This window comes from Arthrobacter sp. Y3222053 (assembly GCF_059092805.1).
In genome coordinates this window covers 492,065-514,665 of sequence record NZ_JBNHIA010000003.1, presented here as the reverse complement: position 1 = coordinate 514,665, position 22,601 = coordinate 492,065, and the positions used below count along the sequence as shown (strand labels likewise).

Below are 22,601 nucleotides of genomic sequence, written 5' to 3'. Positions count from 1 at the left end.
TGGGGGTCTTCCCTGTGAGGCCCCCACCGGCGCGCCGTCGGCCTTCTGGCACCCTCCGCACCCGCCGCAGCTCGTTTTGCCTGAGGGCAGGTTCTTGGGTGCGGGGTCTTCGTAAAGGGTTCCGTCGCGGAGCATGGCGAAGAGGACGTCGGAACGCCGCCGGGCCAGGGCGATGAGTGCTTGGTTGTGCCCTTTGCCCTCGGCACGCTTGCGGTCGTAGTACGCCCTGGACGGTGGATGATGCAGGGCGGCGAAGGTGGAGAGGAACAGGGCTCGTTTGAGTTCTTGTTGCCCCGCCGGCTCGAATGCTCACCGCGGATGGAGGTTCCGGAACGGCGGGTCCCCGGCGCGATCCCGGCGTAGGAAGCCAGATGGGCGGCGGAAGCGAAGTGTTTGCCAGTGACTTCGGTGAGGATACGTGCGCAGGTCCTGACGCCGATGCCGGGCATCGAGGTCAGGACCGAGTGAAGAGGGTGGGCCTCCACGAGGGCTTCGACCTGGGTGGCGATCTCCTCGCGTTGCCGGCGCAGGGCCAGGAGCTGCTCGGCCAGTTTCGGCAGCACGATCCGGTCATCCAGGCTTCGCCGGCGGGTGACCAGGCCTCCGTTGCCGGCACCGTGCAGCTGGTACAGACCGGCCTCGGCGCCATCGCCCCGGTCGTTATGTTCACGCTGATGGCGCCCTACATCGGGCGGACCGCGGCGGGCGGCATCGTCTACGGCGAAACGGCATTCCACGTCTGGCTGTACGGATCCGCCGGACTCATTGCGATCCTGCTCCTGCTCGCGGGTACGGTGCTGCGCCCGCGTCCCGGCGATGTGCAGACCCTTGAGCAACAGGCGGCGACGGCGGCGGCGGCCAAGGTCGAATCAGACCCGACGCTCATCGTTGACCGCGGCTGATCCCTCCCTTGTCTGGAGCGGGCCTGCCTTCGCCTCATCGCGAAGGCGGGCCCGCTCCAGCGAAACGGCGCCCGAAGTGCACAACCCCCACCACCCCTCCCGTCCGGCAACCCGTCACCGCCTCCCGGCCGCTAGGCTCGAAGCAGGCTCAAAACGGAAGGCGGAGGCAATGGAGAACGGCAGGCAGGTCGCAGTGCTCGGCGGCGGCGTCATCGGACTCTCGACCGCGGTGCAGCTGCTGCACGGTGGCGCCGAGGTGCTGCTTGTGACGGAGGCGGAGATCGGCAGCGGCGCGTCCGGGCGCTCGCTGTCCTGGCTGAACGCCGGCGGCGGCTACGGCGAGGACTACTACCGGCTGCGGATGGCCGGCATCGACCGCTACCGCACCCTGCTCACCCGCAACCCCGGAGTTGACTGGCTCGCCTTCGACGGCGGCCTGTACTGGGATGACGACCCCTTCACCGTCGTCGAGCGGCACAACGCGCAGACCCGGGCCGGCTACGACGCCCGGCTGCTGGACCGCGACGACGTGCCCGCCCACGTGCCCGGCGTGGACCCGGGCGTGCTGCCGCACCGGGTGCTGGTCAACCCGGGCGAAGGCTGGGTGTCCCTGCCCCACCTGGTCCGCCACCTGGCCGAGGAGTTCACGCTGCGCGGCGGCACCCTGATCGAACATGCCGGGCTCTGCACGCTCGTTGCGGCCGACGGCGGCGGTCCGGTGCGCGGGGTGCGCACCGCCGGCGGCGAGGAATACGGGGCCGACGCCGTCGTCGTCGCCTGCGGGGCCGGCACTCCGGCGGTGCTCGCCGGCGCGGGCGTGGAGCTGCCGAACTCCTCCGACCTGGCCATGCTGGTGATCAGCGAGCCGGTGGAGCACGGGCTGCGCGCGGTGCTGAACACCCCGCGGATCTCGCTGCGCCCGCATCCCGGCGGGCGGCTGGCGATGGACCACACCTGGTACCTGGACCGGGTGGAGCGCAGGGAGGACGGGTCCTGGAGCGTGGACCTGGAGGTGCTGGCGGAGCTGGCCGCGGAGGCCTCCCGGGTACTGGCGGGCCATCCCGAGGTGGTGCCGCAGAGCTGGCAGCCCGGGCTGAAGCCGGTGCCCGGAGACGGGGAGCCGGTGCTCGGCGAGCTCGCCGCGCTGCCCGGCTGCTGGGCCGCCTTCACCCACTCCGGAGCCACGCTGGGGCTGATCTCCGGCGAGCTGCTGGCCGATGAAATCCTCACCGGGCGCCGGCATCCGCTGCTGGATCCGTTCCGGGCCGAGCGGTTCGGGCACGGCGAGGAGTCCTAGGCGCCCCGCGCCGGCACGGCTTCGGTGGCTGCTCCCCGCAGCTCGGCGCCCGCGCTGAGCTGCAGTGCGGCCGCGGGCAGTGCGGCGTCGGCAAGGACCGGCTCGAAGGCCAGCTCCGCCGCGCCCACCAGCAGCAGCTCCGCGCCCAGCTGGGCCGGCCGGATGTCCACCTGCCGGCCCAGCCCGCCGATCGGGCCGCCGGCGACGGCGTCCTGCAGGCGCTGCGGTTCCAGTCCGTACAGGGCGGAGAGGAACCCGCCGAGCACCACCAGCTGGGGGTTGAAGATGTTGACCAGGTCGGTCAGTGCGGAGCCGAGCAGATCGAGCTGCCGGGCCGCCTCCGCCTGCAGAGCGGGGGAGGGGCCGGCGGCGATTGCCCGCTGCAGCTCGTCCAGGTCCGCCCGCTGCAGGCCCAGCGCGGCGAGCAGCCCGGCCAGGCTTACCTCCGTCTCGAGGCAGCCGCTGCGCCCGCAGTGGCAGGGCAGCCCCGGCACGCTCACCCGGGTGTGCCCGAACTCCCCGGCGTACCCGGCGCCGCCGTGCAGCGGAACCCCGCCCACCATGGCCCCGCCGCCGATGCCGCTGGCGCTGCCGTTGAGGTAGACGACGTCGGCCGCGCCCACGGCGGCCCCGTAGCGGGATTCGGCCAGGGAGCCCAGGTTCGCGTCATTGGCGGCGCGCACGGGCAGCTGCAGCGCCTCGGCGAGCCGGGCGGCAAACGGTTCGTCCTCCCAGCCCAGATGCGGCGCCAGCAGCACGTGGCCGTCCTCCGCGCGCACCAGCCCGGGCACCGCGGCGCCCACGCCCACGACGGCGTCGAGCCCGGCCAGCCCCTGCCGCAGCCCGGCGACGACGTCGGCCGCCAGCGCGGCGGCGGCCTCAGGGGACGGCGCGCCGTCGGTTTCCCGACGCACCCGGTGCCGCACGCCGCCGCCCAGGCCGACGACGCCGACCGTCACCGCATCCACGTCCGGGTGCACCGCCAGCGCGGCCACCTTGTCATTGGGGTGCACGATCGGGCTCGGCCGGCCCACCCGCCCGCCGTCGGGGGCGGTTTCGCGGGCCAGCCCCCGCTGCACCAGATCGGCGGCGAGGGCGCCGACGGTGGAGCGGTTGAAACCGGTGAGGCGGGTGAGCTGGGCCCGGGACAGCGGCCCCTGCCGGTGCAGCAGGGACAGCACCCGCGCCAGGTTCGCCCGGCGCACCTCGGTGCCGGTTGTCGCCTCGCCCATTCCGTCCTCCATGACTGTGGTGCCGCCGTCGTGCCTCTTCGCCAAGATATCAACGCCCAGGGGGTGCCGGCGGCGTCTGACGCTGCCGGGCCGGGCACGCTCCCGGCACGCTCCCGGCTGGCGCCGCGGCGGCGTGAAGCGGTTGACAGCACCACCCTGCCACCATATGTTGTCGGGTACAACTAATCCTGTGACCTGGAGCATACCGTGACGACGACGCCATCACCCGCAGATCGCTTTACCTTCGGACTCTGGACCGTGGGCTGGACCGGAAACGACCCCTTCGGCGTCGCCTCCCGCGCCGACCTGGACCCGGTCGAAGCCGTCCACAAGCTCGCCGAGCTGGGCGCCTACGGCATCACCTTCCATGACAACGACCTCATTCCCTTCGACGCCACCGCCCAGGAGCGGGACCTGATCCTCAAGCGGTTCCGCACCGCGCTGAGCGAGGCCGGCCTGGCGGTGCCGATGGTGACCACCAACCTGTTCAGCCACCCGGTGTTCAAGGATGGCGGCTTCACCTCCAACGACCGCTCCATCCGCCGCTTCGCGCTGCGCAAGGTCCTCGCCAACGTCGATCTCGCCGCTGAGATGGACGCCGAGACCTTTGTGATGTGGGGCGGGCGCGAAGGCGCCGAATACGACGGCTCCAAGGACTTGGCCGCCGCGTTCGACCGCATGAAGGAAGCCGTGGACACGGTCGCCGCCTACATCAAGGACAAGGGCTACGGGCTGCGGATCGCACTGGAGCCCAAGCCCAACGAACCGCGCGGCGACATCTTCCTGCCCACCGTCGGCCACGGCCTGGCGTTCATCTCCCAGCTCGAGCACGGCGACATTGTCGGCCTGAACCCGGAGACCGGGCATGAGCAGATGGCCGGGCTGAACTTCACCCACGGCATCGCCCAGGCGCTGTGGGCCGGCAAGCTCTTCCACATCGACCTCAACGGCCAGAAGTCCATCAAGTATGACCAGGACCTCGTGTTCGGCCACGGCGACCTGTCCAGCGCCTTCTTCACCGTGGACCTGCTGGAGAACGGCTTCCCGAACGGCGGCCCGCGCTACGAAGGTCCGCGGCACTTCGACTACAAGCCCTCCCGCACCGACGGCTACGACGGTGTCTGGGCCTCGGCTGAGGCGAACATGCGCATGTACCTGCTGCTCAAGGAGCGCGCCCAGGCCTTCCGCGCCGACCCCGAGGTGCAGGAGGCGCTGGCGCACTCCGGCGTCGGCGAGCTCGGCCGGCCCACCCTGGCCGAGGGCGAGACGACCGCGGATCTGCTGGCCGACGCCTCCGCCTTCGAGGATTTCGACGCCGACGCCGCCGCGCAGCGGGACTTCGGCTTCGTGCGCCTGAACCAGCTGGCCCTCGAGCACCTGATGGGCGCCCGCTGATCGGCACCGCCCTTCCCCGCCGCGGCCGTCGCAGTATGACGGCCGCGGCGACCCGCCCGCAGGCTGGCCGGTAGCCTGTTCCGCATCGCCGCGCAGCATTCCTTCGAAAGGCCACTGATGTCCCTCGTCGCCGGGGTGGACAGCTCCACCCAGTCCTGCAAGATCGTCATCCGCGACGCCGGCACCGGGGCCCTGGTCCGCTCCGGAGCCGCACCGCATCCGCCCGGCACCGAGGTGGATCCCGAAGCCTGGTGGCAGGCCCTGCTGGCCGCAGCCGAGGCCGCCGGCGGGCTGGATGACGTCGCCGCGATCGCCGTCGGCGGCCAGCAGCACGGCATGGTCTGCCTGGACGCCGACGGCGCCGTGGTGCGCCCGGCGCTGCTCTGGAACGATGTCCGGTCCGCCGACGCCGGCCGGCGGCTGGTGGAGGAGGCCGGGCCCGACGGCGCCCGGCACTGGGCGCAGGAGACCGGCAGCGTGCCGGTGGCCTCCTTCACCGTGACGAAGCTGCGCTGGCTGCGCGACAACGAACCCGAGAACGCCGCCCGCACGGCCGCGGTGTGCCTGCCGCACGACTGGCTCAGCTGGCGGCTGGCCGGCTACGGGCCGGGCAGCGGCGCCGAGGGGCTCGCCGCACTGTGCACCGACCGGTCCGACGCCTCCGGCACCGGCTACTGGTCCCCGGCGGCCGGCGGGTACCTGCCGGAGCTGCTCGAGCAGTCGCTGGGCCAGGTGCCGCAGTTGCCCCGCGTGCTCGGGCCGCTGGAGTCCGGCCTCCGGACCCCGGGCGGGGCGCTGATCGGCCCCGGGGCAGGGGACAACGCCGGCGCGGCGCTGGGAGTGGACGCTCGGGTGGGCGACGTCGTCGTCTCCATCGGCACCTCGGGCACCGTCTTTGCCGTGACGGCCGATCCCACCGCGGACGCCACCGGCCTGGTGGCCGGGTTCGCCGATGCCACCGGCCACTACCTGCCGCTGACGGCCACCCTGAATGCCTCCCGCGTGCTGGACGCCACCGCGGCGCTGCTCGGCGTGGACCTGCCGCAGCTGACCAGCCTGGCGCTTTCCGCCGCGCCCGGCGCCGGCGGGCTGAGCCTGATTCCCTACTTCGAGGGTGAGCGGACGCCCAACCTGCCCGACGCGACCGGCTCGCTGCACGGGATGACGCTGGCCAACTACACTCCGGCCAACCTTGCCCGCGCCGCGTTCGAAGCCGTGGCCTGCTCGCTCGCCGACGGGTTCCGGGCGCTGACCGACCTGGGCATCGAAGCCCGCAGGGTCGTGCTGGTGGGCGGGGCGGCCCGCTCCGCCGCCATGACCCAGGCGCTGTCCGCGGTGCTCGGGCTGCCCGTGTCCGTTCCGGAACCGGGGGAGTACGTGGCCGACGGCGCCGCGCGCCAGGCCGCTGCGGTGCTCGCCGGCAGCTGGCCGGAGTGGAAGGCGCGTGCCGCGGATGCCACGGCCGCCGAGCCCGCTCCCGAGGTGCTGGAACGCTACCGCACCGCCGTCCGCCGCGAACACGGCCTCGGCTGATGCCCGGCCACGGCACCGCACCGGCGCCCGGCGGTACAGCCTCGACCGGTCCGGTGTTCACCGCGCCCGCAGTTGAGCCCGCCGGGGGAGCGGCCGGCTCGCCGGCTGTCCCGGCCGGCGGCCGCTCCCCGAACGGCACCCCGGTGGAGCTGGCCGCCGGCCGCTACCGGGCGCTGCTCTCGCCGGTGGGGACGGCCCTGCTGGGCCTGTGGTTCGATGACCGGCCGCTGACCCTGCCCGCGGATCCGGCCGTGATCCCGGACGGCTACTCCGGCAAGGTCCTGATGCCCTGGCCCAACCGGATCGCCGGGGCGCGGTACCGCTTCGGCGGGCAGGAGTATCAGCTGCCGGTCAACGAGCCGGAAACCGGCAGCGCCCTGCACGGGCTGGTGCTCTGGCAGGAATGGGAACAGGGCCCGGCGCCCGCCACTCCCGACCGCACCAGCAGCGGCGGCACCGGCGCCACCAGCGCCTCCGGGACCGCCGTCGTCTTCCGGCTCCGCTTTGCCGGGGAACCGGGCTACCCCTTTCCCCTGGACCTGGAGGTCGGCTACCGCCTGCACCCGGAGACCGGGCTCGGCGTTCAGATGCGGGCCGTCAACGCCGGCACCGGGCCGGCGCCCTACGGCGTCTCCATCCACCCCTACCTCACCGCCGGAGGCGCCGACCTGGACCGCTGCCGGCTCACGCTGCCGGCCGGCCAGGTCCTCGACGGCGGCGGGCTCCGGCCGGTGGACGGCCCGCGGTTCGACTACCGCGAAGCAGGGCCGGCCGCCCGCCCGCTGGAGGGTACCCGGCTGGACCACGCCTTCACCGGGCTGCCCGCCGCCCCCTGGCAGGTGCGGCTGCAGGATCCTCAGGAGGATTTCGGGGTGCTGCTGGAGGCCGACGGCGCCGACGGCGCCCGCTGGGTGCAGGTGTACACCGGGGAGCGGCTGGGCCGGGCCGGGCTCGCCGTGGAGCCCATGAGCTGCCCCGCGGACGCCTTCAACTCCGGCACCGACCTGGCCGTCCTGGCGCCGGGGGAGGAGCACCGCTTCCACTGCCGGATCGCCGCCGCCTGACCCGTCGGCCGCCGGATCCGGGGAGGTGTTTGACCGGCGTCGCGTGACCGTGTGAGAGTATCTGATACATCATCAGCATGCTGATGATCTGCCGATACCTGATCACCACAGCGATGAGGAGAGCCAGTGCGAGCGATGGTTTACCGCGGCCCCTACAAGGTGCGCGTCGAAAACAAGGACATGCCGACAATCGAGCACCCCAACGACGCCATCGTGCGGGTGACGAAGGCGGCAATCTGTGGCTCGGACCTGCATCTCTACCACGGGCTGATGCCGGACACCCGGGTCGGGCACACCTTCGGGCACGAGTTCATCGGGGTCGTGGAGCAGGTCGGCCCCTCGGTGCAGAACCTCAAGCCCGGCGACCGGGTGATGGTTCCGGCCAACATCTACTGCGGCTCCTGCTTCTACTGCGCCCGGGGCCTGTACTCGAACTGCCACAACGTCAACCCCAACGCCACCGCCGTCGGCGCCCTGTACGGCTACTCGCACACCACCGGCGGGTACGACGGCGGCCAGGCCGAGTATGTGCGCGTGCCGTTCGCCGACGTCGGGCCCTCCATCATTCCGGACTGGCTGGACGAGGAGGATGCGCTGATGATGACCGACGCGCTGGCCACCGGCTACTTCGGCGCCCAGCTCGGCGACATCACCGAGGGCGACACCGTGGTGGTCTTCGGTGCCGGGCCGGTGGGCCTGTATGCGGCCAAGTCGGCCTGGCTGATGGGCGCCGGCCGGGTGATCGTGATCGACCACCTGGACTTCCGGCTGGAAAAAGCGCGCGACTTCGCCCACGCCGAGACGTACAACTTCACCGAGTACGACGACATCGTGGTCCACATGAAGAAGATCACGGATCACCTGGGCGCCGACGTCGCGATCGACGCGGTGGGCGCCGAGGCGGACGGCAACCTCATCCAGCACGTGACCAGCGCGAAGTTCAAGCTGCAGGGCGGCTCCCCGGTGGCCCTGAACTGGGCGATCGACTCGGTGCGCAAGGGCGCCACCATCTCCGTCATGGGCGCCTACGGACCGATCTTCAGCGCGGTCAAGTTCGGCGACGCCATGAACAAGGGCCTGACCCTGAACATGAACCAGGCCCCGATGAAACGGCAGTGGCCGCGCCTGTTCGAGCACATCCGGGCCGGCTACCTGAAGCCGAGCGAGATCATCACGCACCGGATCCCGTTGGAGCACATTGCCGAGGGCTATCACATGTTCTCCGCCAAACTGGACAACTGCATCAAGCCGATCATCGACCCCGCCGCTTCCTGAGCGCCTGAATCCACGAGGAGCGAAGACCATGGCCTACACCCCGCAGAAACCGGCGTTGACGCGCACCGCCGAGGAACTCCGCGCCCGCATCCCGGGCTGGGGAGCCGACCTGGACCCGAAGGACCGCCCGCAGGTGCCCCGGCTGCAGTTCGATCCGACCCTGAGCGGCGCGCACTGGGAGTTTCCGGAGCGCCAGGAGGAGAAGTACCCGCGGGAACGCTCGATCGAGCACAAGTTCCTGACCCCGGTCTTCGGCACCTCCTGCCCGCCCAAGGGCCTCTCCGGCGCCATCCGCCGGTACGCCTACGCCCGCCACAGCGAGGCCAAGGCGGCCCACTGGCTGCTGCTGATCGCCGCGGACCGGGTGGACGCGGTGGAGAGCCACCTGGCCTCCTTTGCCACCCTGCATCCGGACAATCCCATCACCGAGACCGGCGTGCTCAGCGAATTCAAGCGCGGCGGGCTTTCCTCCCGCCTCGGGCGCGGGCGGGTCGACGTGAACCACCAGTGGATTGATCCGATCCTGGTCGGCGGGCCGTGGATCCTGGCCGGGGGAGCCGTCTTTGCGGTGACGCGGCGGATCGTGCGCAGGCGCCGGCGCTGAGGCTGCGCTGCCGCCGGGCGCAGCGAATGTGAACAGGCGGGGTTCGTAAACCTTGAATTAGTTCAGGAATTACGTAATCCTTGAGGGCATGGATTCCGATCTTGAAGCACGCCTGCACGCCTTGGAGGAGCGGGTGACAGCGCTGGAGCGCGCCGCGCCGCCGTCCGGGGAGACGCCGCCGCCCCAGTCGCCGGCCGACGCCGAGGATGTGTTCTGGGCGCTGAACGGGCTCAAGGCCCGGGTGCCCGACCCCGGTGCCGTGCTGTTCGCCGGTGCCGTGACCGGCCCCGGCGAGGAGCGGTACGAGTACCAGTACGGGCTGGAAGCCGCGCGCCTGCTCGACCTCGACTGGAGCGCTTTCGCCGAGCCGCTGGCGGCGCTGGGCAACCCGGTGCGGCTGGCGATCCTGCGCGCGGTCGCCGGCGGCACCGAAACCGTGGCCGGGCTGGTCGAGGAGCTCGACGCCGGCACGGCCGGGCAGATCTACCATCACGTGAACCAGCTGGCGGCCCGCGGCTGGCTGGGCGCCCACGCCCGCTCCCGCTACCGGATTCCGCCGGCGCGAATGATTCCGCTGCTGGCCATCCTGGCTGCCGCCGCGGCAGGAGGTGCCTGAGATGGCCGCTCCCGCCGCCTCGCCTGCCGCCCGGCCCGCACGCCGCAGCCGGAAGGCCGCCGCCGGAGTGGCCGCCGGCGTCGTCCTTCTCTGCGGACTGCTGGCCGCGCCGTGGCCGCCGCGGCTGTCGCAGGACGTCCACGGCGACGTCGGGCTCGCAGAGCAGGTCCGCCCCCTGCTGGCTGATCCGGCGGACCGGATCAGCGTGGCCTATCTGGAGGGAGGCAACGTCCGCTTCGCCGGGTTCGGCGCCGATGAGCACACCGGCTTCGAGATCGGCTCGGTGACCAAGACCTTCACAGCCTCGCTGCTCGCCGACGCCGTCAGCCGCGGCGAGGTGACGCTGGAGACCACGGTCGCCGAGATCCTCGGCGGCGACCTGGCCGACCCGCAGGCGGAAATCGGAACCGTCACGCTGGCCGAACTGGCCAGCCACCGATCCGGGCTGCCCCGGCTGGCACCGGGTTGGGCGTCCTGGCGCGGACTGCTGGCCGGCCAGTTCCTGCACCGGGATCCCTACCCCGCATCGGCCGAGCAGGTGATCGCCCAGGCCCAGGACGCCGCCCTGAATGATCGCGGCACCGTGAACTACTCAAACCTGGGGTACGCGTTCCTGGGCCAGCTGCTGGCCAAGGCCGCCGGGCAGGACTATGACGAGCTGCTCCGCAGCCGTCTGCTGCAGCCGTTGGGATTGAGGGACACCTACCTGCCGGTCACCGCCGCCAATCTGCCGGAGGACGTCCCCGCCGGCCGCTCGGCCGGCGGGCATCGGGAAGGGCCCTGGACGCTGAACGGCAGCGCTCCTGCCGGCGGCATCCGCTCCACCGCCCGGGACATGGCCGCCTACGCCCAGGCGCAGCTGGATGGCACCGCGCCGGGCGCGGCCGCCCTCGAACCGCAGTGGCCGGACGGCGAATCAGGAGACCGGTACGGGCTGGCCTGGGTGACCAGTCCTGCCGAGACGGATGCCGGCGTCGAGGTGACCTGGCACAACGGGCAGACCGGCGGCTTTGCCGCCATGATCGCCTTGGACCGCAGCGCCGGCCGAGCCGTCGTGATCCTGTCCGATGTCTCCCATGGGCAGGAAGAAGCCGCCCTGAAGCTGCTCCGGCAGGGCGTGCAATGACACCGCTGATCGCCTGGGGGCTTGCCGGGCTGCTGGCCTTTACCTGCCTTTCCGCCGCCGTCTCCCTCTGGCGGCCGCGCGGCGCGCTGGCCAACGGCAGCCGCGCCGCGGTGCTGGCCACGCTGCTGGAAGCCGCCGCTGTGGCGGTGTTCTTCCGGCTGGTGGTGCAGTGGACGCCCGGAACGGTGATGCTGTGGGTGGCTGCCGTCGCCGCGTTTGCGGCGGCGGTCGCCGGCGCGGTGCTGCGCTGGCCGCAGCTGCCGCCCCGGAATGAGGCGGGCAAACCGGGTCCGCTGTCCGTGGGGATCCGGGTTGTCCTGCTGGCAGCGGCGCTCGCCGTGTCGTTCGCGGCGTTCCTGCCGGTCTGACTCACGTCGTGTTCCGGGCCGGCCGCGGCAGGCGGGCTCGCCAGGCCAGGACCACCCACAGGGCAGCCAGCGCGCCGGCAACGCCGGCGGTCAGGAACAGCATGGCCGGGCCGCCGCCTCCGGTCCGCGGATCGGATCCGAGGACCAGGGCGACGGCGCCCAGCAGCGAGGCCGCCGCGAGCAGCGCCGCTGCCAGGGCATCCGTCCAGACAAGCGCCCGACGGGACCGGAGGCCGTCCCGGGCCGCCAGGTGGACCAGGCGCCACAGGCACAGCAGCGCCACCTGACCGCCCGCGACGGCGAGCAGCATGAGGACCGTGATCGGCGTCCTCAGGTCCGCCACCTCGGGATAGTTCGCCGCCGCGTCCCGGCCCATGCCGGGCAGCAGTGCCTGGAGGAGAAGAGTTCCCGCGAGCAGTCCGGCCAGGAGGGGCTGCACTTCGGCGCTGGTGCTGGGTTTCATGACCGGACCTCGTTCCATGGGCGGACTGCGTATCGAGTATCGACTATCGATAGGAACGCACTGTCGCTCGATAGTGCCCGAGAATCCCCTCCGCCACAAGAGCCTGCCGCAGGAGGCCGGGGCCGGGGGCTCGGCGCCGCTCCGTGATGGTGCCGGCTGGCTCGGGTAGGTTGGGCGCATGCCTGTTCTGCTGCACCTTGACTCCTCCGCCGACCTGCTCACCTCCCGGTCCCGTGCCGTCACCGCAACCTTCGCGGACGCCTGGCGCCGGCTGGGCCCGGACCATGAGGTGGTCCACCGCGACCTGCACCGGGAGCCGCTGCCGCATCTCAGCGACGCCGCCCTGCACTTCCCGCCGCGGCTGCGCCCGGCCGGCGCGGCGCCGTCGGGGGAGCAGGAAGCCCTGCAGGAGAAGCTGGTGGCCGAGCTGCTGGCAGCCGACGTGCTGCTGATCGGGGTGCCGCTCTACAACTATTCGATGCCGTCCACGCTCAAGGCGTGGATCGACTACATCCACATTCCGGCGGTCACTGCTCCCTTTGACGATCCGGCCGCCCAGCAGCCGCTCGCCGGAAGGCCTGCGGTGCTGGTCTCCACCCGCGGGGGAGCGTACGACGCCGGCAGCGCCACCGAGTTCGACGACCACGCCGTGCCGGCGCTGAAACTGATCCTCGCCGACGCCCTCGGCATGCGGCTGGAGACCATCGTGGCCACCCGCACCCTGAGCGAGCGGCTGGGCGCTCCGGCCGAGGACGTGGCACGCCAGCACGCGGAGCTGGTCGCCGCCCATGAGGCCGCCGAGGCCGCCGCCCGCCGTCTGGGCTGAACCGATGCGGAACCTGGAGACCGAGCGGCTTCTCCTGCGGCCGTATGCTCCCGACGACGCCGATTTCGTCTACGACCTCTACTCCCGCGAGGACGTCCAGCGCTACCTGGGCGTGCAGCCGAAGCTGATGCAGGACCGGGCTGAAGCAACGGCGCGCATCCGGGCGTGGGCCGCGCTCGACGACGGAACCTGCGGCATCTGGGCCGTGCAGGACAAGAGCTCCGGACGGCCGGTGGGGAGCCTGCTGTTGAAAGCCATTCCGGCGTCGGGCCCGGACCTGCCGCCCTCGGGCGACATCGAAATCGGCTGGCACTTCCATCCGGACAGCTGGGGGCGCGGCTACGCTCCGGAGGCCGCCGCCGCCGTGCTGGCGCATGCCCTGCGGCAGGGCCTGCCGCAGGTGGTGGCCGTGATCAATCCGGCAAACTCCGCATCCCGGCGGGTGTGCGGGAAAATCGGCCGGCACCCGCGCGGGCTGACCGACCGCTACTACAACACGGTCTGCGAACTGTTCAGCACGGAGCCGGCCGATCCGGCATCCGGACGCTGAGAACGGCCCTGCCGATCAGGCCGCGCCGGGGCCGGCGAGCCGCTCGCGCACGAACGCCACGGCAGCGGTCTCGTCTTCAATGCCGCCGCCCTCGTGTCCGTTGAAGGGCCACACCATCAGCTCCTTGGGCCCGGCGTAGTTGTTGTAGGCGGCGTACACGGTGGACGGCGGCGTCGTCTCATCCATCAGCCCCACGGAGAACAGCGCCGGAACCTGGGCCCGGGGCACCAAGTTCACCATGTCGAAGTACCGCAGGGTATCCATCACCCGCTCCACCTCTCCGCGGTGCACCGCCAGGTAGTCACGCAGCTCCCGGTACGGGTAGGCATCGGTCACCTGCACAGCCCGCGGAATATCGGAAAGGAACGGCACGTACGCGACGACGGCGGCCAGGTCCGGTGCCAGCGCGGCCGCGGCCAGGGTCAGGGCCCCGCCCTGGCTGCCGCCCACGGCGGCGGTCCGGGCGCCGTCCACCAGGTCCAGGGACTGCAGCGCCTCCACGGCCCGGACCGCGTCCGTGAACAGCCGCCGGTAGTAGTAGGTGTGCGGGGCGGAAATGCCACGCGTCATCACTCCGGGGACCTGCGGGCCGCCGCTGCCGGCCGCGTCCGGGGTGGCGCCGCGGCTCCACCCCGCACCCTGCCCGCGGGTGTCCATCTGCAGGTGCGCGAATCCGGCGGAGGCCCAGAGCAGGTTCTCGTGCGCGTCCCCGCGCCCGCCGCCGTAGCCGACGAACTGCACGACGCCGGGCAGCGGTCCGGCCGCCCCGGCCGGGGCGCGCAGCCAGGCGCGGATGGGCTCCCCGCCGAACCCGTTGAAGGTCACATCCCAGACCTGCAGGGTCGCCAACTCCGTTTCCACCGGCTCCAGCCGCACCGCCAGCGGATGACGGCGCGTCTCGGCCAGGGTCTGCTCCCAGAAGGCATCAAAGTCGTCCGGCATGGTCTGCGAACCGCGGTAGTGCACCAGCTGGTCGGCGGGCAGGTCTGAATACACTCGGTTCTCCTTCGATGGCCGGGGACATGCGGTCGGTCGGTACGGCGGATCCGCGCGTCGGCGCGGTCTGATCCGCTGGTTTCCGTTGGTTGTGGAGTCTACTGCCGGTTCGGCCGGGCCGTGCAGGGCAGGCCCGGAAGCGCGGTGGGCGCTGCCCCCGGACGGGGAGGCAGCGCCCACGTTTACGGAGCGGCGGTCAGCCGGCGTCAGTGACCTCGACAGCAGTGACCTCGACGCCGCAGTGCAGCCGGCGCGTGTGGTCCAGGGGACGGACCGGGCCGGTCAGGGTGATCCCGACGGCGCCGCGGGTCTCGGCGCTGGAGGCGCCGAACCGCAGCTCCAGGGCGCCGGGCTCCACGATCCGCCTGCCGTCGCGGCCGGTGAACGCCGCCAGGTCCGCCGGGACGGTGAACCGGACCCGGGCGGCGGCGCCGGCGTCCAGCGGCACCCGGGCGAAGCCGATGAGCCGCTGGACCGGGCGCACCACCGAGGCGACCGGATCGTGCAGGTACAGCTGGACCACTTCGACGCCGGCCCGCCCGCCGGTATTGGTGACCGTCAGGCCCACCGTCGCCTCACCGTCGGTGGGCACCTCGGCCGGGCCGTCGAGTGCCGCGCCGGTCCAGTCGAACGACGTGTAGCCGAGCCCGTGACCGAAGCCGAAGGCCGGCGTCGGGTCGATGCTGGAAACGTCGCTGCGCCCGGCCAGCGGAGCGGCAAGGTAGCTGGCCGGCTGCGCGCCGGTGCCTGCCGGCACGCTGATCGGCAGCCGCCCCGACGGGTTGACGGCGCCGCTAAGCACGCGGGCCAGCGCCGGGCCGCCTTCCTCGCCGGGGAAGAACGCCTGCACGATGGCGGCAGCCTCGCCGACGGCGCGGCCCAGGGCGTAGGGGCGTCCGGTGAGCAGGGCGGCCACCACCGGGGTGCCCGCGTCCAGGAGGGCGTCGAGCAGCTGCTGCTGCACGCCCGGCAGGGCAAGGGACTCGACGTCGCATCCCTCGCCGCTGGTCCCGCGCCCGAACAGTCCGGCCCGGTCGCCCAGCGCGGCGATGACGACGTCGGCCTCCTTCGCCGCGGCCACGGCGGCGGCGAAGCCGTCGGTGTCGGGGGAGTCGATGCCGCAGCCGGGCACGGACACCACCTCGCTGTCCGGGAATCCGTCCCGCAGCGCCTGCGAGACCGTGGGCAGCTCGATGCCGGCGGCGACGTCGGGATGCTGGGAGCCGACGTGGGCGGGGAAGGAATAGCAGCCGAGGAAGGCCATCGGGTTGTCCGCGTTGGGCCCGATCACGGCGATCCGGCGCGGTGCGGCCAGCGGCAGGATTCCGTCATTGCTCAGCAGCACGACCGACTGCTCGGCGATGCGCCCGGCCAGTTCCCGGTTGGCCGGCGGATCCAGGTCCACCCGGCCGCGCAGCGCGCCGACGGCCGATGCAGCGTCGCTGTCCGCCCCGGCGTCGGCGGCCAGCTCCTCGGCGGTGACCGCTCCGGCCAGTGCATCCGGTACCGGCGACCATCCGTCGTCGAGCAGGCCCAGGCCGATCTTCTGCACCAGCACCCGGCGCAACGCCCGGTCCACCAGGGCCTCCTCAACGCGGCCTGCCTCGATCTCGCTGATCAGCTGGTCCCCGTAGGCGTCGACGGTGGGCAGCTCGACATCGACGCCGGCCGTCAGCGCGGCACCGGCGGCCTCGCCGAGGCTGGATGCCACCCCGTGCAGGTTCTGCAGGAAGTTCACCCCGAAGTAGTCGGCCACCACGGTGCCCGTGAAGCCCCAGGTCTCGCGCAGCAGTCCGGTGAGCAGGGCCTCGTCCGCCGCGGAGGGCACGCCGTCGATATCGGTGTAGGCGTGCATCACCGAGCGGACGCCGGTTTCCCGCACCGCCATCTCAAACGGCGGCAGGACGACGTCGGCCAGTTCCCGCGGACCGATCGAGACCGGGGCCAGGTTGCGGCCGGCGCGGGAGGCGGAGTAGCCGGCGAAGTGCTTCAGCGTGGCCACGATGCCGGCCGATTCAAGGCCGGACACGTAGGCGGAGGCGATCCGGCCCACCAGGTAGGGGTCCTCGCCGATGGTTTCCTCAACCCGGCCCCAGCGGGCGTCGCGGACGACGTCCAGCACCGGAGCGAGGCCCTGGTGGACGCCCACGGCGCGCATGTCGGCGCCGATGCGGGCGGACATTTCCTTGACCAGCTCCGGGTTGAAGGTGGCGCCCCAGGCCAGCGGCACCGGATAGGCGGTGGCCTGCCAGGCGGCGAAGCCGGCCAGGCATTCCTCGTGGGCCAGGGCGGGGATGCCGAAGCGGTTGGCGGCGGCGATCCGGGCCTGGGTGCGGGCCAGGGACAGCGCCCCGACGGCGGGGTCCACGGGGGAGGTGCCGAAGGGGCGGGTGAGCTGGCCCAGCCCGTGCGGCAGGACGTCGTCCAGGTGCGGGGCGCCGGCCATGTTGTCGTGCTGGTGCGGGGCGACGTCGCCGCCTTCGGCGGAGGCGCCCACCCAGATGCCGAACAGCTGGGAGGTCTTCTCCCGCAGCGTCATGGCGCTGATCAGCGCGTCCGCTCGGGCTTCGGGGGACAGGGATTCGTCGCGCCAGGCGGCGCGCTCGAGGGTGGTGTCTGACATGCGGCTACTTTCCGCCAGCGCCCATGAGGCCCTGGACGAGTGCGCGGCGGGCGAAGAGGTACACCAGCAGCACCGGGACCATGGAGACGGTCACGGCGGCGAGGATACCCGGAACGTTGACGCCGTACTGGGTTTGGAAGTTGAACAGGCCCTGGGTGACCACGCGGTTGGATTCGGACTGGGTCAGGATCAGCGGCAGCAGGAACCCGTTCCAGCCCTGCAGGGCGGAGAATACGGCGATGGTGGACAGCCCGCCCTTGGACAGCGGCAGCACCAGGCGCAGGAAGGTCCGCCACACGCTGGCCCCGTCGATCGCCATCGCCTCGTAGAGCTCGGGGGTGATGTCCCGCATGGTGCCGGTGAGGATCAGCGTGCAGATCGGCAGGGCGAACGCGGCGGTGGGCAGGATGACGCCCAGCAGCGTGTCGTACAGGCCCACGGAATTGATCAGGTAGAACATCGGCACGATCACCGCCTGCACCGGAATCGCCAGGCCGAGCAGGAAGAACCGGAAGATCAGCGTGGTGGTCCGGGACTGGGAGCGCACGATCGCGTAGGCCAGCGGCGGCACCACCAGCAGCACGATGCCGACCACGCCCGCGGTGACGATGAAGGTGTTCAGGAAGTACCGGCCGAAACCCTCGTTGAACACGCCGACGTAGTTTTCGAAGGTCAGTTCCGTGGGCACCGAGATGGGTCCGTTGGCGCTGAAGGAGGGTCGGGTCTGCAGGCTGGCCGTGATCATCACGTACAGCGGCACGGCGACGATGGCCAGCCAGAGGGCGACGGCGATGCCGGCGCCGTAGTTGGGGCGGGTACGCATCAGACTCCCTCCATGGTGCTGCGCATCTTGTCGTAGCCGGAGACCTTGACCATCACCAGGGAGATGGCGGTGGCAACCACAACCAGCACCAGCGCGACGGCGGAGGCGTAGCCGAAGTCGAAGCGGCGGAAGGCCTGCTCGAACATGTAGAAGGCCGTGATGGTGGTGTCGGTGCCGGGGCCGCCGTTGGTCAGGATCAGGACGGTCTCGAACGTGGTGAGCCCGCCGACGACCATCAGGATCACCGAGGTGATGATGGTGTTGCGCAGCTGCGGCAGCGTGATGCTGAAGAACTGCCGGATCCGGCCGGCGCCGTCGATCGCCGCGGCCTGGTAGAGCACCGGCGGCACCGACTTCGCGGCGCCCTGGTAGAGCAGGGTGTGGAACGGGGTGAACTGCCAGATGCCCACGAAGATGATCACGCCGATCGCTGTGGCCTGGTTGCCGAACAGGTTCCCGTCCCCGAAGAGCCAGCGCATCTGGCCGGGAATGCCGGAGTTCGGGTCCAGCAGCGCCCGCCACAGCACCGAGATCGCGGCGGAGGAGAGCAGCAGCGGAACGAAGAAGATGGCGCTGAGCACGGCGCGGTTGCGCTGCGGGCCGGCGGCCCAGACGCCGAGGAGGATGCTCATGGGGGTCTGGGTCACCACGCCGAGGATGATGAACAGCAGGCTCAGCCAGAGGCTCTTCTGCATGGTGGAGTCGTCGGCGAGGGTCTGCCAGTTCTCCGTGCCCACAAAGCTGGGCTGGCCGAGGCCGCCCCAGGTGGTGAAGGACAGCACCGCGACGGCGATCAGCGGCACCACGGCGAAAAACAGGAAGAAGACGGTGGCCGGCAGGGTCCAGAACAGGCCGGGCCGGGTACGGGCCGAGCCGCCCGGCCGCACCGGGCGGCCCCGCGAGGGGTCGTCCGGTGCGGCCGGCGGCCGGGGTGGGAGCAGGGTGGTCATGGAACAGGTGCTTCCCGGGTCAGTTCTTCAGGGACTGCATGGCTTCGATGAACCCGTCCTCGTCGATGCGTCCGGCGAAGAAGTCGGACACCGCGGCGTGGATGGTCGGAGTAGCTGCCGGCGGGTAGGCCTGGTCCCAGGAGAGCTGGAAGTTCGGGGCTTCCTGCACCAGCTCGAACTGGTAGCGGGCGTAGTCCGGGTTGGCCGCCTGGTCCAGGAACTGCTCGGTGTTGGTGGTGGTGGGCAGGTTGCCGATGCCCATCTGCTCCTGGACGAACTCATCGGAGTACATCAGCTTCAGGAAGTCCCGGACGGTGTCGGGGTACCGGGTGTTCTTGAGCACCGAGTAGTAGTTGTTGGTGTTGCCGGCGATGTTCGCCGGATCGCCCTTGCCGCCCTCGATTTCGGGGAAGTTGCTGTAGCCCAGGTCGGTTGCGGCGAATTCGGGGGCATAGTCCTGGATGGTGGCGTACATCCAGGAGCCCATCAGCTCGAAGCCGGAGTCTCCGGCGGCGAGCAGGTTGTGGGAGCCGCCGTCGGTGAACTTCACGGACTGGAAGTTGGTGCCGAAGGCGCCGGCATCCACCAGTTCGCGCAGCATGCCCAGGGCCTCGCGGGATTCCTCGGAGTCCCACACCTCGGTGTCGCCCTCCATTGCGGCCTGGAACAGCTCCGGGCCGGCGACGCGGTCGTAGACGTACTGGAACCACATCTGCGTGGGCCATTCGTCGCCGCCGCCCAGGGAGATCGGGGTCTTGCCGGCGGCCTTGAGCTTCTCGACGGCATCGAGCAGCTCGTCCCAGGTCTGCGGTTCCTCGATGCCGAGCTCGGCGAGGACTGCCTTGTTGTTGAACAGCATCACCGGCTGGGTGCCGCGCATCGGGATGCCGTACGGGGTGTCGTCGACGACGGCGACGTCGAACACCGAGGGCAGGAAGTTCTCCCGCAGCCCCGGATCCTCCTCGATGAAGTCGTCCAGCGGCATCAGCAGGTCCGCGTCGACGAACGGCTTGATGCTGCCGCCGCCCCAGTTGAAGAAGATGTCCGGTGCGGCATCGGTGTCGATGACGGTCTGCAGCTTCTGCTGGTATTCGGCGCCGGGGATGGTATCCAGCACCACCTTCACGTCGGAGGTCTCGTTGAACTGCTCGACCATGGCGTTTTCGACGTCGTTGCTCGCGTCCCCGTAGACCAGGACATGGATCTCGTTTTCCGGGCGGCTGCTGGATTCCGCCCCGCCACCGCTGCCGCATGCGGCAAGGGTGAGGCCAAGGGCCAGCGCACTGGCCCCTGCGATCAACGGCCGGCGCCGGTTGGTGTTGTTCTTCATTGAACACCTCTCGAAAGTTTCGATATTCTTGGCGAAAGTTCCTTGGTGCGCTCCAGCATAAGGGCGGGTAATGTGACGCGCAATACTTTTGTTGCAGGCGCCAACTTTCGAAAACCGGAGGCCTCATGACCAGCCAGTCCACGGCAGGGCGGGTAACCCTTGCCGACCTCGCCGCCGAGGCGCGCGTGTCGCTGTCAACGGTTTCGAAAGTGCTCAACGGCCGCTCCGACGTCTCCAGCAGCACCCGGGCCCGGGTGGAGGCGCTGCTCGATGACCACGGCTACCGGCCGCGCTCCGCCGCCCGCTCCCGCTCCACCCTGCTGGAACTGGTCTTCCATGAACTGGAGAGCGCCTGGGCGCTGGAGATCGTGCGCGGCGTGGAGAACGTGGCGAGGGAGAACGGGCTGTCGGTGGTGCTCACCGAGAGCGGCACCCGGCACGCCCCGGGCCCGGAGTGGGTGGACGGGGTGATTGCCCGCCGCCCCGCCGGCGTCGTGCTGGTCTTTTCGGACCTCGCGCAGGAAAGCCGGCGGCAGCTGGAGGCACGGTCCATTCCGTTCGCGATCATCGATCCGGCCGGCGACCCGGCCCCGGACGTGCCGTCGGTGGGCTCGGCCAACTGGTCCGGCGGGATGATGGCCACCCGGCACCTCATCGAGCTCGGCCACCGCCGGATCGCCGCGCTCACCGGGCCGGAGGACATGATGTGCTCGCTGGCCCGGATCGACGGCTACCGGTCGGCAATGAACACCGCGGGGCTGCCGATCGACCCGGACCTGATCCGCTACGGGGACTTCCACGTCGACGGCGGGCGCCGGCTCGCGCTGGAGCTGCTGGCCCTGGCCGAGAGGCCGACGGCGATCTTCGCCGGCAGTGACCTGCAGGCGCTGGGCGTGCTCGACGCCGCCCGGCAGCTGGGCATCAGCGTGCCGGAGGAGCTGTCGATCGTGGGCTACGACGACCTGCCCATGGCGCGGTGGTCCTCACCGGCGTTGACCACCGTGCACCAGCCGCTGATCGAAATGGCCCAGGAGGCCGCCCGGATGGTGATGCAGCTGCGCGACGGGGAGCACCCGAACAACCTGCGCCTGGACCTGGCCACGTCCCTGGTGGTGCGGGACAGCACCGCGCCGCCGCCTGCCGGCTGAGCGGCCGGTCAGTTCCCCGAGGCGGCCGGCGGGCGGCGCAGGCTGCGCCCGGTACCCGGCCGCCGGCGGGAGTAGGCGGAGGCGCCGAATGCCAGGATGAGCACCATCATGGCGGCGCAGCCGATGACCACCAGGGACAGGTCCAGGGCGGAGGAGCCCAGCAGCCCGACCAGCGGGCTGATCAGCCCGGCCAGGCCCACCTGCAGGCAGCCGATCAGGGCGGCCGCGGTGCCGGCCATGTGGCCGTAGTCGTTCAGGGCCAAGGCGCTGGCGTTGGCCATGATGAAGCCCTGCATGCCCAGCACCAGCCAAAGCACCGCGATCAGGCCGACGACGCCGCCGAGGTCCAGCGCGATGACCAGCGGCAGCAGCAGCGCCAGCAGCAGCAGCACGGGAGCGGCCGTGCGCAGGATGCGCAGCGGCGCCGCCCGCTGCACCAGGGCGGCGTTGACCTGGGCGGTGACCACCATGGCCACGCCGTTGAAGGCGAAGATCCCGGCGAACTGGGCCGGGCTGAACCCGTACTGCTCCTGGAACACGAACGGTGAGCCGACCACGTAGCTCATGATCACGCCCATGCCCAGGCCGGGCAGCACGGCCAGGGACAGGAAGCGGCGGTCCCGCAGCAGCACCCGGTACCCCCGCGGGCGGGCGGCGGCCGCGTCCTCGCCCGCCTCGGCGGCGCGTGCGGCTTCGGCCGTCTCCGCCGCGGCGGCCGCCCGGGCACGGCGGTGCGGCGGCAGGGTCTCGGGCATCCAGCGCCAGACGATGACCACCAGCACGACGCCGATCAGGGCCAGGGCGAGGAACACGGCACGCCACTGCCACACGGCGATCACCGCCTGTCCCAGGGTGGGCGCCAGCAGCGGCGCGAGGCCGATGATGAGCATCAGGCGGGAAAGCATCCGGGCCGCGTCGGAGCCCTGGAACCGGTCCCGGATGACGGCGATCGCCACCACGCCGGCCGCGGCGTTGAAGAATCCCTGGAGTACCCGCAGCCCGATCAGCGTCTCGATATTCGGCACCACCGAGCACAGCAGCGAGACCAGCACGTGCAGGCTGATGCCCAGCAGCAGCGGCAGCCGCCGGCCCACGCGGTCGGAGAACGGGCCGATCACCAGCTGCCCGACGGCGGCGCCGAGCAGGGTGCCGGAGAGGGTGAACTGCGCGGCGGCGGCGCTGGTGTGCAGGTCCTCCGCCACGGCCGGCAGGGCCGGAAGATACATGTCCGTGGTGACTGCCGGCAGTGCGGCCAGGGCACCGAGCATCAGCACGTATTTCAGGCCGCGGCGACGGGCGGCAACTGTGTCGGAAACGGAACGGGAGCGGGAATCGGCCGACGCGGCCGCAGTGGTCTTCCTAGGGCGCATAAGGACTACAGCCTAGTGGGCATGGGCAGGCGGGGGAATGGACGTCCATTTTACGGCTGCATGACGCCGGTCGGCGGCACACTCGGCCGCCGGGGGCGGACGCCGTGCGC

Annotated in this window: 20 protein-coding genes and 1 pseudogene; 12 read left to right on the top strand and 9 right to left on the bottom strand. The window is 71.5% G+C overall.

Annotated elements, in window-relative coordinates:
- Positions 1-96: 96 nt before the first annotated feature.
- Positions 97-566, bottom strand: a pseudogene (locus AC5RUW_RS10425) (transposase); the annotation flags it as partial.
- A 505-nt stretch (positions 567-1,071) separates the two neighbouring features.
- Between AC5RUW_RS10425 and AC5RUW_RS10420 the strand changes: the two are divergent.
- Positions 1,072-2,199, top strand: coding sequence for an NAD(P)/FAD-dependent oxidoreductase (locus AC5RUW_RS10420; protein ID WP_494160625.1), 1,128 nt, complete (start codon positions 1,072-1,074; stop codon positions 2,197-2,199).
- Here AC5RUW_RS10420 and AC5RUW_RS10415 read toward each other — a convergent pair.
- Positions 2,196-3,431 (bottom strand): ROK family transcriptional regulator, encoded by a 1,236-nt coding sequence (locus AC5RUW_RS10415; protein WP_494160624.1) that lies wholly within the window; start codon positions 3,429-3,431, stop codon positions 2,196-2,198. The two genes, AC5RUW_RS10420 and AC5RUW_RS10415, sit on opposite strands and share 4 nt — an antisense overlap.
- A gap of 207 nt (positions 3,432-3,638) precedes the next feature.
- Between AC5RUW_RS10415 and xylA the strand changes: the two genes are divergently transcribed.
- The 8 genes from xylA (at position 3,639) to AC5RUW_RS10375 (ending at position 11,412) form a co-directional block, all read left to right on the top strand.
- Entirely contained in the window at positions 3,639-4,826 is a 1,188-nt protein-coding gene (gene xylA / locus AC5RUW_RS10410) for a xylose isomerase (protein ID WP_494160623.1), read from the top strand.
- Positions 4,827-4,943: 117 nt separating this feature from the next.
- Positions 4,944-6,359: a xylulokinase gene (locus AC5RUW_RS10405; protein WP_494160622.1), complete on the top strand. Its 1,416-nt coding sequence runs from the start codon at positions 4,944-4,946 to the stop codon at positions 6,357-6,359.
- Positions 6,359-7,423, top strand: coding sequence for an aldose epimerase family protein (locus AC5RUW_RS10400; protein WP_494160621.1), 1,065 nt, complete (start codon positions 6,359-6,361; stop codon positions 7,421-7,423). The genes AC5RUW_RS10405 and AC5RUW_RS10400 overlap by 1 nt, the downstream gene beginning before the upstream one ends.
- Positions 7,424-7,549: 126 nt before the next feature.
- A complete protein-coding gene (locus tag AC5RUW_RS10395) occupies positions 7,550-8,698 on the top strand; it encodes a zinc-dependent alcohol dehydrogenase (protein WP_494160620.1) in 1,149 nt (382 codons plus the stop codon).
- Positions 8,699-8,726: 28 nt separating this feature from the next.
- Positions 8,727-9,302, top strand: a complete 576-nt coding sequence (locus tag AC5RUW_RS10390) for a hypothetical protein (RefSeq protein WP_494160619.1) — start codon at positions 8,727-8,729, stop codon at positions 9,300-9,302.
- 88 nt (positions 9,303-9,390) lie between these two features.
- Positions 9,391-9,918 carry an ArsR/SmtB family transcription factor gene (locus tag AC5RUW_RS10385; RefSeq protein WP_494160618.1) on the top strand — a complete coding sequence of 176 codons (528 nt, stop codon included), beginning with the start codon at positions 9,391-9,393 and terminating at the stop codon, positions 9,916-9,918.
- 1 nt (position 9,919) lies between these two features.
- Positions 9,920-11,044 carry a serine hydrolase domain-containing protein gene (locus AC5RUW_RS10380; protein WP_494160617.1) on the top strand — a complete coding sequence of 375 codons (1,125 nt, stop codon included), beginning with the start codon at positions 9,920-9,922 and terminating at the stop codon, positions 11,042-11,044.
- Entirely contained in the window at positions 11,041-11,412 is a 372-nt protein-coding gene (locus AC5RUW_RS10375; RefSeq protein WP_494160616.1) for a hypothetical protein, read from the top strand. Before AC5RUW_RS10380 ends, AC5RUW_RS10375 begins: the two co-directional genes overlap by 4 nt.
- Before the next feature lies 1 nt (position 11,413).
- Here AC5RUW_RS10375 and AC5RUW_RS10370 read toward each other — a convergent pair whose 3' ends face one another.
- Positions 11,414-11,875: a DUF2975 domain-containing protein gene (locus tag AC5RUW_RS10370; RefSeq protein ID WP_494160615.1), complete on the bottom strand. Its 462-nt coding sequence runs from the start codon at positions 11,873-11,875 to the stop codon at positions 11,414-11,416.
- 178 nt (positions 11,876-12,053) lie between these two features.
- Between AC5RUW_RS10370 and AC5RUW_RS10365 the strand changes: the two genes are divergently transcribed.
- Positions 12,054-12,701: an FMN-dependent NADH-azoreductase gene (locus AC5RUW_RS10365; RefSeq protein ID WP_494160614.1), complete on the top strand. Its 648-nt coding sequence runs from the start codon at positions 12,054-12,056 to the stop codon at positions 12,699-12,701.
- 4 nt (positions 12,702-12,705) lie between these two features.
- Positions 12,706-13,251 (top strand): GNAT family N-acetyltransferase, encoded by a 546-nt coding sequence (locus AC5RUW_RS10360; protein WP_494160613.1) that lies wholly within the window; start codon positions 12,706-12,708, stop codon positions 13,249-13,251.
- 15 nt (positions 13,252-13,266) lie between these two features.
- Here AC5RUW_RS10360 and AC5RUW_RS10355 read toward each other — a convergent pair whose 3' ends face one another.
- The 5 genes from AC5RUW_RS10355 to AC5RUW_RS10335 all read right to left on the bottom strand — a co-directional run bounded on the left by AC5RUW_RS10355 (position 13,267) and on the right by AC5RUW_RS10335 (position 19,973).
- Positions 13,267-14,247 carry an acetylxylan esterase gene (locus AC5RUW_RS10355; RefSeq protein WP_494160612.1) on the bottom strand — a complete coding sequence of 327 codons (981 nt, stop codon included), beginning with the start codon at positions 14,245-14,247 and terminating at the stop codon, positions 13,267-13,269.
- 196 nt (positions 14,248-14,443) lie between these two features.
- On the bottom strand, positions 14,444-16,870 hold the full coding sequence (locus tag AC5RUW_RS10350) for a beta-xylosidase/alpha-l-arabinosidase (protein WP_494160611.1): 2,427 nt from the start codon (positions 16,868-16,870) through the stop codon (positions 14,444-14,446).
- A gap of 4 nt (positions 16,871-16,874) precedes the next feature.
- Positions 16,875-17,693: a carbohydrate ABC transporter permease gene (locus AC5RUW_RS10345; protein WP_494160610.1), complete on the bottom strand. Its 819-nt coding sequence runs from the start codon at positions 17,691-17,693 to the stop codon at positions 16,875-16,877.
- Entirely contained in the window at positions 17,693-18,643 is a 951-nt protein-coding gene (locus AC5RUW_RS10340) for a carbohydrate ABC transporter permease (protein WP_494160609.1), read from the bottom strand. Before AC5RUW_RS10340 ends, AC5RUW_RS10345 begins: the two co-directional genes overlap by 1 nt.
- A 19-nt stretch (positions 18,644-18,662) precedes the next feature.
- Complete coding sequence (locus AC5RUW_RS10335) at positions 18,663-19,973, bottom strand: ABC transporter substrate-binding protein (RefSeq protein WP_494160608.1); 1,311 nt, start codon at positions 19,971-19,973, stop codon at positions 18,663-18,665.
- 125 nt (positions 19,974-20,098) lie between these two features.
- Here AC5RUW_RS10335 and AC5RUW_RS10330 point away from each other — a divergent pair, with 125 nt between their 5' ends.
- Positions 20,099-21,121 carry a LacI family DNA-binding transcriptional regulator gene (locus AC5RUW_RS10330; protein WP_494160607.1) on the top strand — a complete coding sequence of 341 codons (1,023 nt, stop codon included), beginning with the start codon at positions 20,099-20,101 and terminating at the stop codon, positions 21,119-21,121.
- An 8-nt stretch (positions 21,122-21,129) separates the two neighbouring features.
- Here AC5RUW_RS10330 and AC5RUW_RS10325 read toward each other — a convergent pair whose 3' ends face one another.
- Positions 21,130-22,491: a multidrug effflux MFS transporter gene (locus AC5RUW_RS10325; RefSeq protein ID WP_494160606.1), complete on the bottom strand. Its 1,362-nt coding sequence runs from the start codon at positions 22,489-22,491 to the stop codon at positions 21,130-21,132.
- Between the last annotated feature and the right edge of the window lie 110 nt (positions 22,492-22,601).